The 15,746-nt window shown below is 71.5% G+C and carries 10 protein-coding genes; 9 read left to right on the top strand and 1 reads right to left on the bottom strand.

What is annotated here, in order from left to right; translation table 11 throughout:
• Positions 1–195 precede the first annotated feature (195 nt).
• Positions 196–4,137: a type VII secretion protein EccCa gene (gene eccCa, locus ACIRST_RS33890; RefSeq protein WP_402807247.1), complete on the bottom strand. Its 3,942-nt coding sequence runs from the start codon at positions 4,135–4,137 to the stop codon at positions 196–198.
• A 391-nt stretch (positions 4,138–4,528) separates the two neighbouring features.
• Between eccCa and eccD the strand changes: the two genes are divergently transcribed.
• From eccD to ACIRST_RS33845, 9 genes are all read left to right on the top strand, one after another.
• Entirely contained in the window at positions 4,529–5,992 is a 1,464-nt protein-coding gene (gene eccD, locus ACIRST_RS33885; protein WP_350525445.1) for a type VII secretion integral membrane protein EccD, read from the top strand.
• A gap of 234 nt (positions 5,993–6,226) precedes the next feature.
• Positions 6,227–6,517, top strand: a complete 291-nt coding sequence (gene rpsO, locus ACIRST_RS33880) for a 30S ribosomal protein S15 (protein WP_030245440.1) — start codon at positions 6,227–6,229, stop codon at positions 6,515–6,517.
• A gap of 458 nt (positions 6,518–6,975) precedes the next feature.
• A complete protein-coding gene (locus ACIRST_RS33875; protein WP_402807244.1) occupies positions 6,976–9,183 on the top strand; it encodes a polyribonucleotide nucleotidyltransferase in 2,208 nt (735 codons plus the stop codon).
• Between the two features lie 122 nt (positions 9,184–9,305).
• On the top strand, positions 9,306–10,658 hold the full coding sequence (locus tag ACIRST_RS33870; RefSeq protein ID WP_350525443.1) for a pitrilysin family protein: 1,353 nt from the start codon (positions 9,306–9,308) through the stop codon (positions 10,656–10,658).
• 13 nt (positions 10,659–10,671) lie between these two features.
• Positions 10,672–11,418 (top strand): 4-hydroxy-tetrahydrodipicolinate reductase, encoded by a 747-nt coding sequence (gene dapB / locus ACIRST_RS33865; RefSeq protein ID WP_350525442.1) that lies wholly within the window; start codon positions 10,672–10,674, stop codon positions 11,416–11,418.
• 25 nt (positions 11,419–11,443) lie between these two features.
• The gene (locus tag ACIRST_RS33860; RefSeq protein WP_350525441.1) at positions 11,444–11,902 is read left to right on the top strand and encodes a tetratricopeptide repeat protein; all 459 of its coding nucleotides are present in this window, start codon (positions 11,444–11,446) and stop codon (positions 11,900–11,902) included.
• Positions 11,899–12,630: an FAD-dependent thymidylate synthase gene (gene thyX / locus ACIRST_RS33855; protein WP_402807241.1), complete on the top strand. Its 732-nt coding sequence runs from the start codon at positions 11,899–11,901 to the stop codon at positions 12,628–12,630. The genes ACIRST_RS33860 and thyX overlap by 4 nt, the downstream gene beginning before the upstream one ends.
• Positions 12,631–12,857: 227 nt before the next feature.
• Positions 12,858–13,757 carry a 4-hydroxy-tetrahydrodipicolinate synthase gene (gene dapA, locus ACIRST_RS33850; protein ID WP_402807239.1) on the top strand — a complete coding sequence of 300 codons (900 nt, stop codon included), beginning with the start codon at positions 12,858–12,860 and terminating at the stop codon, positions 13,755–13,757.
• A 168-nt stretch (positions 13,758–13,925) separates the two neighbouring features.
• Positions 13,926–15,611 (top strand): ribonuclease J, encoded by a 1,686-nt coding sequence (locus tag ACIRST_RS33845; RefSeq protein ID WP_402807237.1) that lies wholly within the window; start codon positions 13,926–13,928, stop codon positions 15,609–15,611.
• Positions 15,612–15,746 lie beyond the last annotated feature (135 nt).

Here is a 15,746-nt window from a genome sequence, read left to right as displayed (position 1 = left end):
TCGAAGGTGCAGATCCGATCGGACGGTGGTAGGCCCAGGCGCCTCCCGAGGGGTGCGGCCACACCCCGGCCGGGTACGGGAACCGCAGCACCCGCCCGGAAAGATCTAGGTAACGTTTCAGCACCTGGGACGACGAAGGGGCCGGACTCGCCCGAGTCCGACCCCTCCGCTCACCGTCCGTGACGGCCGGCCCGGCTAGGCCACCGGCAGCCAGCCCGTCTGGACCATCTGCCCGCTGGTCGCGCGGCGCGACACGTACACCCCGCGGCCCGGCGGCAGCGCCTGCGGCTTGACCGTCCCCAGCAGCGCGCCCTCGTCCCGGTTCCCGGAGAGGATCACGCCCTGGCCGCCCAGCTCGCGGATGCGCTGCATCACCGGCTCGTACAGCGAGCGCCCGGCACCGCCCGCGCTGCGGGCCACGATCACCCGCAGGCCGATGTCCCGGGCGAACGGGAGGAACTCGGCCAGCGGCGCCAGCGGGTTGCCCGAGCCCGTCGCGACCAGCTCGTAGTCGTCGACGATCACGAACATGTCCTTGCCGCTGTACCAGCTGCGGTTGCGCAGCTGCTCCGCGGTGACGTCCGGGCCCGGCAGGCGGCGGGAGCAGGCCCCGCGCAGCATCTCCACCACGGCCGACATGGCCGGCTGCGCGGCCGCGTACTCGACCAGGTACTCCGCCGGCACCGCGCCCAGCAGCGCGCGACGGTAGTCGCCGACCACGATGCCCGCCTGGTCCGGCGTGTAGCGCTCGGTGATCTGCTTGATCAGCATCCGCAGCACCGCCGACTTCCCGGACTCGGTGTCGCCGAAGACGACGAACAGCGGGTCGGTCTCGAAGTTGACGAAGACCGGCGCGAGCTCCGCCTCGTCCACGCCGAAGGCCACACCGCGCTCCGGGTGCTCGAAGCCCTTCGGCAGCGAGTTCCCGTCCAGGACGGCCGGCAGCATCCGCACCTGCGGGGCGCGCGGCCCGCTCCAGGCCCCGCCGATCGCCGCGACCAGCCCGGACACGCCCTCCTGCAGGTCGTCCACGCCGGAGGAGCCGTCCAGGCGCGGCAGGCCGGACAGGAAGTGCAGCCGCTCCGGGGTGATGCCGCGGCCGGCCAGCGGCGGGACGTTCTGCGCCGCCCGGCGGTCCACCTCGGACTCCATCGCGTCACCGAGCTTCAGCTCGGTGCGGTTCTGCAGCAGGTCCTTCAGCGCCGGGCGGACCTCCGCGTACCGGGCCGCGGTGATGAGCAGGTGGACGCCGTAGCCGAGGCCGCGCTGGGCGATGTCGCCGATCACCGGCTCCAGGCCCTCGAACTCCTGCTTGAAGGTGTTCCAGCCGTCGATCACCAGGAACACGTCGCCGAAGGCCTCGTCCGGCAGCTGCCCGGCCGCCCGACGGGCCCGGTAGGTGCCGATGGTGTCGATCCCGGCGACCCGGAACAGCTCCTCGCGGCGGTTCATCACCCCGTGCACCTCGGAGACCATCCGGCGCACCTTGTCCACGTCCAGGCGCCCGGCCACCCCGCCGACGTGCGGCAGCCCGGACAGCGACCCGAAGCTGCCCGCGCCGAAGTCCAGCAGGTAGAACTGCACTTCGAGCGGGGTGTGGGTGAGGGCGAACGAGGCCACCGTGGTGCGCACCACGGTCGACTTGCCCGAACGCGGGCCGCCGACGACCAGGCCGTGGCCGGCCGCCCCCGCGTAGTCGACCTCCAGGATGTCCGTCTTCTGCTCGCGCGGCTTGTCCACGATGCCGATCGGCGCCCGCAGCCGGCCCACCGGGTAGCCGGTGGCGGTCAGCCCGCGCTCCGGCGCGACCTGCAGCGGCGGCAGCAGGTGGTCCATGCTCGGCGCCTCCTCCAGCGGCGGCAGCCACACCTGGTGCGCGGCCGGGCCCTGGCCGGACATCCGCTGGACGAACACGTCCAGCACGGTGTCCACCAGCGCGTCGTCCTGCTCCGGCACCGGCGGCGCCTCCTCCTCCACCGGGTCCGGCAGCTCCACGAAGGCCGCGGTGAACTCCACCGGGCGCGCGGCGACCCGCCGCCCGCCGGTCGACCGCTGCTGGCCCGGCGCCCGGTACGGCCCCGAGACGTAGGCGGCCTTGAACCGGTCCATCACGTCCTCGCCGAACTTGAGGTAGCCCACGCCCGGCACCGGCGGCAGGTGGTAGGCGTCCGGCACGCCGATCGCCGCCCGCGACTCCGCCGCGGAGAAGGTGCGCAGGCCGATCCGGTACGAGAGGTAGGTGTCCAGGCCGCGCAGCTTGCCCTCCTCCAGGCGCTGCGAGGCCAGCAGCAGGTGCACGCCCAGCGACCGGCCGATCCGGCCGATCTGGATGAACATCTCGATGAAGTCCGGCTTGGCGGTGAGCAGCTCGGAGAACTCGTCGATGATCAGCACCAGCGAGGGCAGCGGGTCCAGCGCCGCGCCGGCGGCCCGGGCCCGCTCGTACTCGTGGATGTTGGCGTAGTTGCCGGCCGAGCGCAGCAGCTCCTGGCGGCGGTGCAGCTCGCCCTCGATCGCGTCGCGCATGCGGTCGACCAGGGTGAGCTCGCCCTCCAGGTTGGTGATGACCGCGGAGGTGTGCGGCATGTCCGCCATGCCGGAGAAGGTCGCACCGCCCTTGAAGTCGGCGAGGACGAAGTTCAGGATCTCCGAGGAGTGCGTCATCGCCAGCGCCAGCACCAGGGTGCGCAGCAGCTCCGACTTGCCGGAGCCGGTCGCGCCCACGCACAGGCCGTGCGGGCCCATGCCCTCCAGCGCGGCCTCCTTGATGTCCAGGTAGACGTGCTCGCCGTTGGCGCCGACGCCGATCGGCACCCGCATCCGCTCGTGCTGGGCGCGCTGGCGCCAGCTGCGGTTCGCGTCGAAGGAGCCCGGGTCCCCGGAGCTCATCATGTCGGTGAAGTCCAGGTTGGACAGCAGCGGCTCGTCGTCCCCGCCGGCCGACACCCGGTACGGCGCCAACTGCCGTGCCAGCGCCTCGGACTGCCACACCGAGAGCAGGTCCGGCTTGCCGGTGTACGTCGCGCCGGAGGCCGAACGCAGCACCAGCTCCTCGGCGTTGACCGTCACCATCAGGTGCCCGCTGGGCTCGTCGACCTCGCCCGGGACCACCTCGATGACGGTCACGCCCTGCACGCCCTCCGGGCTCGCCAGCAGCGAGTCGTGCGGCACCCCGGCGCCGTCCATGACGACCACCAGGTGCGGCTGGTCCGCCGAGGGCGACGCGTCCCGGACGAAGCGCTGACGCCCGGCCAGCTCGTCCTGCAGCAGGTACTCCAGGTCGCCCAGGTCCGCGGCGAACAGCCGGCGCGAACCCGCGCCGTCGGCCTCCTTGCGGTGCTGGTTGTGCGGGAGCCACTTGGTCCACTCCCACTCCTCGGCCGCGCCGGGAGCCGCCGCGACCGCCACCAGCAGGTCGTCGGGCGAGTGCAGGGTGGTCAACTGGGCGATCATCGCCCGCACGTTGCCGTACACCGAGTCCGGGTCGCCGCACACCGTGATGTGGTAGAACGCCCGCAGCGACACTGCCAGCGGCAGGTCGTGCAGGGTGCCGTGCGCCTTCAGGAAGGAGTGCATGGCGGCCGCCGACAGCGGCTCCAGCTCGTCCATCGGCGCGGTCTGCGGCGCCACCAGCGGCGTGGACAGCTGCACCGGTCCGAGGCCCACCCGGATCTGCGCGAAGTCGCCGTCCGCGGTGCGCCGTTCCCACAGCCGCCGGCCGTCCTCGACGATCGACCACAGCTGGTCCGGCGCCGGGTTCAGGAACAGCAGCGCGCCGCGCTGGCGCTCCGCCGTGCGGCGCACCTGGCGGCGTGTCTGCTGCAGGTACTTGAGGTAGTCGCGGCGCTCGTCCGCCATCGCGGTCGAGCCGCCCTTGCGGGCCCGCACGATCTGGGCCAGCACCATGCCGACCGTCGAGGCGATCATCAGACCGCCCATGATCTTCATCGGGGCGGCCGCGCCGGGCGAGAAGAAGAACACCGCCGAACCGCCCATGCCGAGCATCGGCAGGATGCTCATCAGCCAGTCCTCGCCGCCCTGCCGAGGCAGTTCGGGCGGGCTCACCAGCTCCACCGGCTCGTCCGGCACGGTGGGCGGATAGGCCCTGGCCGGTCGCTTGACCGTGATCACACCCATGTGTCATCCACCCCGTGGCGTCGATCGATCACTTCGGCATCAGCCCTCACGCGACTGCGTACGGTCCGTACGGGAATCCGGCGGCTGAGGACGCCCCACACAGCGCAGCCCCCGTACCTTTGCGCAGGCGCCGATCCTAACGGTCGCTCCCGCACCGCCCGCCAGGCCCCGGTCACCAACCGAGCGGGTAGGGTAACGCCGCGCCAATTCGCGGCCCGGTCGGGCCGGTTCCACAGCCACACCGAGCGCCGCCGTGCCTCGGCACCGTCAACAAGGGGGAGCGCCACGTGCGTCGAAGGAACGAGGTGCGGCTCATGAGCGAGCGGAGCGGGCTCCTCATCGAACGCCGCGCACTGTGCGGAGCGCCTGCCGGGCGAAGCGAGGCCGGAGCATGAGCAGTGCTGCTGCCGCGACCGGCTACTGCCGGGTGACGGTCGTCGCCCCGGACCGCCGCATCGACGTCGCCCTGCCCGAGGACGTCCCGCTCGCGGACGTCTACCCCGAGGTGCTGCGGCTGGCCAACCAGAGCCAGCCCGACGGCACCCCCACCGGCTTCCACCTGGTCCGCCGCGACGGCACCGTCCTCGACAGCGGCCTGCCGCTGGCCGCGCAGCAGGTCCGCGACGGCGACCTGCTCGCGCTGCGCCCCTTCGCCGAGTCCCTCCCGCCCGCGGTCTACGACGACGTCGCCGACGCCATCGCCAGCGCCGTCGAGGCCGACCGCCGGTTCTGGTCCGCCGAACTGATGCGCGGCTTCGGCCTGATCGGCGCCGGGGTGCTGCTCACCCTGCTCGGCTTCGCGCTCTGGTTCTCCGACCTGCGCCACGACATGCACGGCCTGCCCGGCGTCCTGGCCTGCGTCACCGCGGTCGTGCTCACGGCGCTGGCCGGTGTGCGCGCCCGGGTCTACCAGGACGCCCACGCCGCCCTCGCGCTCGGCCTCGGCGCGCTGCCGCACGCCATGATCGGCGGCAGCGGCGTCATCGCCGTCGCCCATCCGTGGGACGGCCCCGGCCGGCTCCAGTTCCTGGCCGGCTGCGTGGCCGTCCTGGTGGTCGCCGTGCTGCTGACCGGCCTGCTGCCGGAGAAGGACGCGGTGTTCGTCGCCGCCGCCCTGGTCGCCGCCGCCGGCGCGCTCGCCACCTTCGCCGCCGTCCTGATGCCCGGGACCCCGGCCGGCCACATCGCCGCCGTCACCGGTGTCGCCGCCGTCGCCGCCGTCGGCTTCCTGCCCAGCCTCTCCGCCCGCTTCGCCCGGCTGCCGGTCGGCTTCAGCGCCCCCGGCCAGACCCGCACCCGCAGCCGCGACTACGACGAGGAGGCCGAGCGCGCCGAGGCCGTCCAGTACGAGAGGATCGCCCACCAGGCCCGCCGCGGCCACGAGGTGCTGGTCGGCCTGGTCGGCGGCTGCGCCGCGGTCGTGGTCGGCGCCTGCGCCGTCCTCGGCTTCACCGACGAGACCTTCCCCGAGCTGCTCGCCCTCGCCCTGGGCCTGGCCACCATGCTGCGCGCCCGGCTGTTCCGCTACACCGCGCAGGTCCTCAGCCTGACCGTGGCGGGCCTGCTCGGCCTGTGCCTGCTGATCGTCGGACTGTCCCTGCACACCCCGCAGTTCTTCCTGCGGGTGGCGGGCTCCACCACCCAGCTCGACCTGCGCACCGTCTGGCTGGCCGCCTGCATCGCCTTCGGTGCCGCGCTGCTCGTCGCGATCGCCCTGGTGGTGCCCCGGCTCGGCGTCTCCCCGTTCTGGGGGCGCATCCTGGACCTGGTCGACAGCCTCACCCTGATCGCGCTCGTCCCGCTGGCGCTCGCCGTCCTGGACATCTACCGGCTGGTCCGCGGCGCCACCGGCTGACCAGGCCCGCCCCCGGTGCCGCCCCCGGGCCCCGCTCCGCGGAGGAGCGCGCGCGACCCCTCCGGGCCGCCGAACGGCCGGGTGGGCGGCACTGGTACGCTTGGCCTTCGAGCGCAGCCGTGTGTCCGCCGCCCCTCCGTGGGCTGCAGAGTGCCGGCCGCGCTCACGACACCGAGTTCTCGATGAGTCCTGTGTTGTCGACCAGGACCGCTCGGTACACCCGAAGGAGTTGCAGTGGCTCTCGCCTCTGACGTCAAGAAGCAGATCATCGCCGAGTTCGGCCAGAAGGAGGGCGACACCGGCTCCCCCGAGGTCCAGGTCGCCATGCTCTCCCGCCGCATCTCGGACCTGACCGAGCACCTCAAGCTGCACAAGCACGACCACCACTCGCGCCGCGGCCTGCTGATCCTGGTCGGCCAGCGCCGCCGCCTGCTGCAGTACCTGGCCAAGAAGGACATCGAGCGCTTCCGTACGCTCGTCGACCGCCTGGGCATCCGCCGCGGTGCCGCCGGTGGCGCCCGCTAAGACCGCCGCTCGGGGCGGCTCCCCACACCGGGGAGCCGCCCCTCGCGCGTATGCCGCGGCCGTCTGGCCGCGGCGCCCTGACATAACAACTCGCGCGCACCTCCCCAGGTGGCCGAGGATTGCACCGTAGGGTTGTGGGCATGCCGGGTGATGGCGCACCAGAGCGCCACCCGGGCAGACAGACCCCAACCCCCCCGCGGGACGAAGGCTTCAAACGGAAGCCGCCCGCATCCGAGAGAGCGTCCAGACGCGGAACGCCCGTCCCGGCCCGGCAGCCGTGAGGCGCCGGTCCTCGGTAGTGGCCGTCGGAACCCCCGCAGACCGAGCGGGGCACTCCGGAGGCTTCGATCGAAGACCGGCCCGACTGCCGCCCTCCCTGACGAGGGCACCCAGGGCCACTCGACAGGCAGTGCGCGGGGACGCTCTCCCGGAGACGTACGAAAGAGGAGATCTTCCAGGTGGAAGAGAACGTGTTCTACGCCGAGGCCGTGATCGACAACGGTTCCTTCGGCACCCGTACCATCCGCTTCGAGACCGGCCGCCTGGCCCGTCAGGCCGCCGGCTCCGCCGTGGCCTACCTGGACGACGACACCATGGTGCTGTCGGCCACCAGCGCGTCCAAGCAGCCGAAGGAGCACTTCGACTTCTTCCCGCTGACCGTGGACGTCGAGGAGCGGATGTACGCCGCGGGCCGCATCCCCGGCTCGTTCTTCCGTCGCGAGGGCCGGCCCTCCGAGGACGCGATCCTCACCTGCCGCCTGATCGACCGCCCGCTGCGCCCGTCCTTCGTCAAGGGCCTGCGCAACGAGGTCCAGGTCGTCGTCACCGTGATGGCGCTCAACCCCGACCACCTGTACGACGTGGTCGCGATCAACGCCGCCTCCGCCTCCACCCAGCTGGCGGGCCTGCCGTTCTCCGGCCCGATCGGTGGCGTCCGCGTCGCGCTGATCAACGGCCAGTGGGTCGCCTTCCCGACCCACAGCGAGCTGGAGTCGGCCGTCTTCGACATGGTCGTCGCCGGTCGCGTCCTGCCGGACGGCGACGTCGCGATCATGATGGTCGAGGCCGAGGCCACCGACAAGACCATCAAGCTGGTCGAGGGCGGCGCCGAGGCGCCGACCGAGGAGGTCGTCGCCGCCGGCCTCGACGCCGCCAAGCCGTTCATCAAGGTCCTCTGCGCCGCGCAGTCGCAGCTGGCCGCCCAGGCCGCCAAGCCGACCGGTGAGTTCCCGGTCTTCCTGGACTACCAGGACGACGTCCTCGCCGCGCTGACCGCCGCCGTCAAGGACGAGCTGGCCCAGGCCCTGACCATCCCGGGCAAGCAGGAGCGCAACACCGAGCTGGACCGCGTCAAGGCGCTGGCCGCCGAGAAGCTGCTCCCCGAGTTCGAGGGCCGCGAGAAGGAGATCAGCGCCGCCTACAACGCGCTGACCAAGAAGATCGTCCGCGAGCGCGTCATCACGGACAAGGTCCGCATCGACGGCCGCGGCGTCACCGACATCCGCACCCTGGCCGCCGAGGTCGAGGCCATCCCGCGGGTGCACGGCTCGGCCCTGTTCGAGCGCGGCGAGACCCAGATCCTGGGCGTCACCACGCTGAACATGCTCCGCATGGAGCAGCAGCTGGACACGCTCTCCCCGGAGACGCGTCGCCGCTACATGCACAACTACAACTTCCCGCCGTACTCCGTCGGCGAGACCGGCCGCGTGGGCTCGCCCAAGCGCCGCGAGATCGGCCACGGCGCGCTGGCCGAGCGGGCCATCCTGCCCGTGCTGCCCTCCCGCGAGGACTTCCCGTACGCCATCCGCCAGGTCTCCGAGGCGCTCAGCTCCAACGGTTCCACCTCGATGGGCTCGGTCTGCGCCTCGACCATGTCGCTGCTGAACGCCGGTGTGCCGCTGAAGGCCGCCGTCGCCGGCATCGCGATGGGCCTGATCTCCCAGGAGATCGACGGCGAGACCCACTTCGTCACGCTGACCGACATCCTCGGCGCCGAGGACGCGTACGGCGACATGGACTTCAAGGTCGCCGGTACCCGCAACTTCATCACCGCCCTCCAGCTGGACACCAAGCTGAACGGCATCCCGGCGTCGGTGCTCGCCGCCGCGCTGAAGCAGGCCAAGGACGCCCGCCTGCACATCCTCGACGTGATGAACGAGGCCATCGACTCCCCGGACGAGATGTCCCCGAACGCGCCGCGCATCATCACCATCAAGATCCCGGTGGACAAGATCGGTGAGGTCATCGGCCCCAAGGGCAAGATGATCAACCAGATCCAGGAGGACACCGGCGCCGAGATCACGATCGAGGACGACGGCACCATCTACATCGGTGCCGCCGACGGCCCGGCCGCCGAGGCCGCCCGCACCACGATCAACCAGATCGCCAACCCGACCATGCCGGAGGTCGGCGAGCGCTACCTGGGCACCGTGGTCAAGACCACGACGTTCGGCGCGTTCGTGTCGCTGATGCCGGGCAAGGACGGCCTGCTGCACATCTCGCAGATCCGCAAGCTGGCCGGTGGCAAGCGCGTCGAGAACGTCGAGGACGTCCTCGGCGTCGGCGCCAAGGTCCAGGTCGAGATCGCCGAGATCGACCCGCGCGGCAAGCTCTCCCTGATCCCGGTCATCGAGGGCGAGGAGGCCGGCGAGGCCGCTTCCGAGTGAAGCGCCGCTAGCTGACCCCTTGCGGCCCGTACGCCTCCCGGCGTGCGGGCCGCACCCCGTTGTCCACACGCTTACGTCCGCACGTGCCTTCCTCGCGTGCGTTTCCTCTGGAGGTACCCCCCGTGGCGCAGGCCCCGGCGGTAAAGCAGCGTCCCGGCACCACCCGGACCCTGCTCAAGGGCGTCGACGGCGCCGGCACGGTGCGCCGCACCGTCCTCCCCGGCGGCCTGCGGGTCGTCACCGAGACCCTGCCGACGGTGCGCTCCGCGACCTTCGGCATCTGGGTCGGCGTCGGCTCGCGGGACGAGACCCCGCAGCTCAACGGCGCCACCCACTACCTGGAGCACCTGCTCTTCAAGGGCACCGAGCGGCGCAGCGCGCTGGACATCTCGGCGGCCCTGGACGCGGTCGGCGGCGAGATGAACGCCTTCACCGCGAAGGAGAACACCTGCTACTACGCCCGGGTCCTGGACACCGACCTGCCGCTGGCCATCGACGTGGTCTGCGACATGCTCACCGGCTCGCTGATCCGCACCGAGGACGTGGAGGCCGAGCGCGGCGTCATCCTCGAAGAGATGGCGATGGCCGAGGACGACCCGGGCGACGTGGTGCACGACCTGTTCGCCAAGGTGATCTACGGCAGCGGCCCGCTCGGCCGCCCGATCCTCGGCACCCAGGAGACCATCAGGACGCTCACCCGGGACCAGATCGCCGGCTTCTACCACCGGCGCTACCGCCCCGAGCAGCTGGTCGTCGCCGCGGCGGGCAACCTCGACCACCGCAAGGTGGTCAAGCAGGTCGAGCAGGCCTTCGCCCCGGTGCTCGCCCGCTCCGACGCGGCCCCCGCCGAGGCCCGCCGCGGCGTCAAGGCGCTGCGGACGGCCGGCAAGGTCGAGGTGCTCAACCGGTCCACCGAGCAGGCCCACCTGGTGCTGGGCGTGCCCGGGGTGCCGCGGCACGACGAGCGCCGCTGGGCGATGGGCGTGCTCAACGCGGCCCTGGGCGGCGGGATGAGCTCCCGGCTGTTCCAGGAGGTCCGGGAGAAGCGCGGCCTGGCGTACTCGGTCTACTCGTACTCCTCGTCGTACGCGGACAGCGGCCTGTTCGGCATCTACGCCGGCTGCCAGCCCAAGCGGGTCGAGGAGGTGCTGCGGATCTGCCGCGCCGAGCTGGCCAAGGTGGTCGCCGACGGCATCACCGAGGAGGAGCTGCAGCGCGCGATCGGGCAGATCTCCGGCTCCACCGTGCTCGGCATGGAGGACACCGGCTCGCTGATGAACCGGATCGGCAAGGCCGAGCTCAGCTACGGGCACCACCTGTCGGTGGACGACATGCTGGCGCGGATCGCGTCGGTGACCCTGGAGGACGTCCACGAGGTGGCCCGTGATGTGCTGGGCGCGTACCGGCCGTCCCTGGCGCTGATCGGCCCGGTCAACGACAAGCGGGCCGCCAAGCTCGCCGAGCTGCTGGTGTGAGAGGACTTTCGCTATGACGCTGCGTGTCGCCGTGATCGGGGCCAAGGGCAGGATCGGCTCCGAGGCGGTCAGGGCCGTCGAGGCCGCGCCCGACATGGAACTGGTGGCCGCCCTGGGCCGAGGGTCCGCGCTGGAGGAGCTGACCGAGGCCGGGGCACAGGTCGTCGTCGAGCTGACCCATCCGGACTCGGTGATGGGCAACCTCGACCACTGCCTGCACCACGGCATCCACGTGGTCACCGGCACCACCGGCTGGACGGACGAGCGGCTCGCCACCGTCCGCGGCTGGCTGGACCAGGCCCCGGAACTCGGTCTGCTGATCGCGCCCAACTTCTCCATCGGCGCGATCCTCGGCATGAAGTTCTCGCAGATCGCGGCGAAGTACTTCGAGTCGGTCGAGGTGGTCGAGCTGCACCACGACCGCAAGGCCGACGCCCCCAGCGGCACGGCCACCCGGACCGCGCAGCTGATCGCGGCCGCCCGTGCCGAGGCCGGCCGCCCGCCGCAGCAGGACCCGACCACCCACAGCCTGCCCGGCGCGCGCGGCGCCGACGTGGACGGGGTGCCGGTGCACGCCGTCCGGCTGCGCGGGCTGCTCGCCCACCAGCAGGTGATGTTCGGCGACACCGGTGAGACGCTCACCATCCGGCACGACTCGCTGCACCACAGCAGCTTCATGCCGGGCATCCTGCTGGGCGCGCGCAGGGTCGTCGGGACGCCGGGGCTGACCTTCGGCCTCGAACACTTCCTGGACGTGTGACCGTGGTGATTCCAGGGAGCGTGACATGACCTCTCGTACCGGCTTCTTCGTCCTGTCCGGCGTGCTGCTGCTGGTCGCCCTGCTCTGCGTGGGGGAGGGCGTCCAGCTGATCGCCACCGGCAAGCCGCTGGGCATCGGCATCGGTGTCTGCGCCTTCGTCATCCCGGTGATCGGCGTCTGGTTCCTGCGCCAGACCGTCCGCTTCGGCCGGGACAGCGAGCGGCTCGCCCGGGAGCTGGAGGCCGAGGGCGGCCTGCCGGTGGACGAGCTCAAGCGCAGCACGGGCGGGCGGATCGACCGGGCCTCGGCCGACGCGGTCTTCGCGCGCCGGCAGGCCGAGGCCGAGGACGCGCCGGGCGACTGGCGGGTCTGGTTCCGCCTCGCCGTGGCCTACGCCGACGCCGGGGACACCCCGCGTGCCCGCAAGACCATGCAGCACGCCATCAAGCTGCACAGCACCGAACCCGCAAGGAGTAACGCGTGAGCGACGAACCGACAGCCCCCAGCTTCCGCAGCGACGTGACGGTGGAGCTGGTCCGCAGCTCCGCCGCCGACTCGGACGTCATCTGGGCGGCCCGCGTCTCGACCGCGGGGGAGCAGTCCCTGGAGGCGCTCTCGCAGGACCCGGAGAAGTCCAAGGGCCTGATCAACTTCCTGATGCGGGACCGGCACGGCACGCCCTTCGAGCACAACTCGATGACCTTCTTCATCAGTGCGCCGATCTTCGTGTTCCGGGAGTTCCACCGGCACCGCAGCGGCTGGTCGTACAACGAGGAGTCCGGCCGCTACCGCGAGCTGCACCCGGTCTTCTACGTCCCGGCGGAGGACCGCAAGCTGGTCCAGCAGGGCCGCCCGGGCAAGTACGAGTTCCACGAGGGCACGCCCGAGCAGCACAGGACCACGACCGAGGCGATGGAGGCCTCGTACCGCGAGTCCTACACCCGCTACCAGGAGATGCTGGCGGCCGGGGTGGCCCGCGAGGTGGCCCGCGCGGTGCTGCCGGTCGGCCTGTTCTCCTCGATGTACGCGACCTGCAACTCGCGCTCGCTGATGCACTTCCTGTCGCTGCGGACCAAGCGGGACAACGCGACGGTGCCGTCCTTCCCGCAGCGCGAGATCGAGATGGTCGCCGAGCAGATGGAGCAGCAGTGGGCGCAGCTCATGCCGCTCACCCATGCGGCCTTCGAGAAGCACGGCCGAGTCGCCCCCTGACCTGGGACGACAGGCATATGGGCAGAGTGTCTGGCATGTCTGGATTGCGGCTTTTCTAGCCGCTCCCTACATTCGTGAGCACGGATTCCGGTGCTGCCCGAACCCCCGAGCGGGCAGCACCGGAATCCCATTGCACCGCCCGTTCCCGCCGCTCATCGCCGCTGCCCCTGTCCGAACCCTGGACCGGTGTGGAAACCGCCCCACCGCCTACGAGTAGTTTTGGACGCATGGCTCCGATCTCCACCCCCCAGACGCCGTTCGGCCGGGTCCTGACCGCGATGGTCACCCCGTTCACCGCCGACGGCGGACTCGACCTCGACGGCGCCCAGCGCCTCGCCACGCACCTCGTCGACTCCGGGAACGACGGCCTCGTCGTCAACGGCACCACAGGTGAGTCTCCGACCACCAGCGATGCCGAGAAGGCCCAACTGGTCCGCGCCGTGGTGGAGGCGGTCGGGGATCGCGCCCACGTGGTGGCCGGTGTCGGCACCAACGACACCCACCACAGCATCGAGCTGGCCCGGCAGGCGCAGGCCGCCGGTGCGCACGGCCTGCTGGCCGTCACGCCGTACTACAGCAAGCCCCCGCAGGAGGGCCTGTACCGGCACACCGTCGCCCTGGCCGACGCGACCGAGCTGCCGGTCATGCTGTACGACATTCCGGGCCGCAGCGGGGTGGCGCTGAGCCACGAGACGCTGGTCCGCCTCGGCGAGCACCCGCGGATCGTCGCCAACAAGGACGCCAAGGGCGACCTCGGCGCCGCGGCCTGGGCGATCGCCCGCTCCGACCTGGCCTGGTACTCCGGCGACGACATCCTGAACCTGCCGCTGCTGTCGGTCGGGGCCGTCGGCGTGGTCAGCGTCGTCGGACACGTGGTGGCCGGCGAGCTGCGCACGATGATCGAGGCCCACCTGGCCGGCGATGTGGTCAAGGCCACCAGCGCGCACCAGCGCCTGCTGCCGGTGTTCAGCGGTATGTTCCGCACGCAGGGTGTGATCCTCACCAAGGCGGCGTTGGAACTCCAGGGCCTGCCGGCCGGCCCGCTGCGACTGCCGCTGGTGGGCGCGACGGCCGAGGAGATCGCGCGATTGAAGCAGGATCTCGCCGCCGGCGGGGTACACCTCTAAGCAGACACAGACGTGCGCGCCCCGGCTCGCCGGACCCCCGGGTCCGCCGCTGGACCGGACCGAAGGCGCGAGAGCACAGACCCAGTAGGAAAACGACACTGAGTACGCACGCCATATGTCTCCGGGGGAGGACCCCGGGCATATGGCGTGCGTCGTGAGGAGAGTCTTTTGAGCCACCCGCACCCCGAGCTCGGCGCGCCCCCGGCCCTGAAGGAGGGCGCCCTCCGTATCACTCCGCTCGGCGGCCTCGGCGAGATCGGCCGCAACATGACGGTCTTCGAGTACGGCGGCCGCATCCTGATCGTCGACTGCGGCGTCCTCTTCCCGGAGGACGAGCAGCCCGGCGTGGACCTGATCCTCCCGGACTTCAGCTACATCCGGGACCGCCTCGACAAGATCGACGGCATCGTGCTCACCCACGGGCACGAGGACCACATCGGCGCCGTCCCGTTCCTCCTGCGGGAGAACCCGGACATCCCGCTGATCGGCTCGAAGCTGACCCTGGCCCTGATCGAGGCCAAGCTCGCCGAGCACCGGATCCGCCCGTACGTGCTGGAGGTCAAGGAGGGCGAGCGCGAGCGCATCGGCCCCTTCGACTGCGAGTTCATCGCGGTCAACCACTCCATCCCGGACGCCCTCGCCGTGGCCGTCCGCACCCCCGCCGGCATGGTCGTGGCCACCGGTGACTTCAAGATGGACCAGCTGCCGCTCGACGGCCGCCTCACCGACCTGCCGACCTTCGCCAAGCTGGCCGAGGAGGGCATGGACCTGCTGCTGGTGGACTCCACCAACGCCGAGGTCCCCGGCTTCATCCCGCACGAGCGGGACATCTCGGCGGCGCTGCGGAACGTCTTCGCCAACGCCGACAAGCGCATCATCGTCGCCTCCTTCGCCAGCCACGTGCACCGCATCCAGCAGGTCCTGGACGCCGCGCACGAGTACAAGCGCAAGGTCGCCTTCGTCGGCCGCTCGATGGTCCGCAACATGGGCATCGCCCGTGACCTGGGCTACCTGAAGGTCCCCGGCAACATGGTCGTGGACGTCAAGCAGCTGGACGACCTCCCGGACAAGGAGGTCGTGCTGATCTGCACCGGTTCGCAGGGCGAGCCGATGGCCGCGCTGTCCCGGATGGCCAACCGCGACCACCAGATCCGCATCGTCGAGGGCGACACCGTCGTCCTCGCGTCCTCCCTGATCCCGGGCAACGAGAACGCCGTCTACCGGGTGATCAACGGCCTGACCCGCTGGGGCGCCAAGGTCGTGCACAAGGGCAACGCCAAGGTGCACGTCTCCGGCCACGCCTCGGCCGGCGAGCTGCTCTACTTCTTCAACATCTGCAAGCCGCGCAACCTGATGCCGGTCCACGGCGAGTGGCGCCACCTGCGCGCGGCCGCCGAGCTGGGCGTAGCCACCGGGGTGCCGCGCAACCGCGTGGTCATCGCCGAGGACGGCGTCTGCGTCGACCTTGAGGGCGGCGTCGCCCGGATCGTCGGCAAGGTGCAGGCCGGGTACGTCTACGTGGACGGCGCTTCGGTCGGCGACATCAGCGAAGCCTCGCTCAAGGACCGCAAGATCCTCGGCGAGGAGGGCTTCATCTCGGTCTTCGTCGCGGTCGACTCGACCAACGGCAAGATCATCGGTGGCCCGACCATCCAGGCCCGCGGCTCCGGCATCGACGACAACGCGTTCGTCCCCGTCGTCGCCAAGCTCCAGGAGGCCCTGGACCGCTCGGCGGGTGACGGCGTGCTGGAGCCCCGCCAGGTGCAGCAGCTGGTCCGCCGGACCATCGGCAAGTGGGTCGCGGACAACTACCGCCGCCGGCCGATGATCCTGCCGGTCGTGGTCGAGGTCTGACGCTCGCTCGTCGAGCCCTGACGCTCGTTCGTCCCCGGCCGAGGCCGGTTTGACGTGGGGCGGCCCGGTGCGTAATGTTCTCCGGGTTGCCCCACGGGACGGCCCCTCGGAAACGGGCTCGAATCTGAATTCGAG

Origin of the sequence: Kitasatospora sp. NPDC101447 (assembly GCF_044767225.1) — a bacterium.
In the GTDB taxonomy this organism is placed as follows: domain Bacteria; phylum Actinomycetota; class Actinomycetes; order Streptomycetales; family Streptomycetaceae; genus Kitasatospora.
Note: the sequence above shows the minus strand (reverse complement) of the source record. Positions and strands in the feature narration are given on the sequence as shown.

Excerpts from the sequence above, each read along its gene's own strand:
- dapB (WP_350525442.1), top strand. The coding sequence starts at position 10,672 with ATGACGCTGCGTGTCGCCGTGATCGGGGCCAAGGGCAGGATCGGCTCC.
- ACIRST_RS33860 (WP_350525441.1), top strand. The coding sequence starts at position 11,444 with ATGACCTCTCGTACCGGCTTCTTCGTCCTGTCCGGCGTGCTGCTGCTG.
- eccCa (WP_402807247.1), bottom strand. The coding sequence starts at position 4,137 with ATGGGTGTGATCACGGTCAAGCGACCGGCCAGGGCCTATCCGCCCACC.
- dapA (WP_402807239.1), top strand. The coding sequence starts at position 12,858 with ATGGCTCCGATCTCCACCCCCCAGACGCCGTTCGGCCGGGTCCTGACC.
- eccD (WP_350525445.1), top strand. The coding sequence starts at position 4,529 with ATGAGCAGTGCTGCTGCCGCGACCGGCTACTGCCGGGTGACGGTCGTC.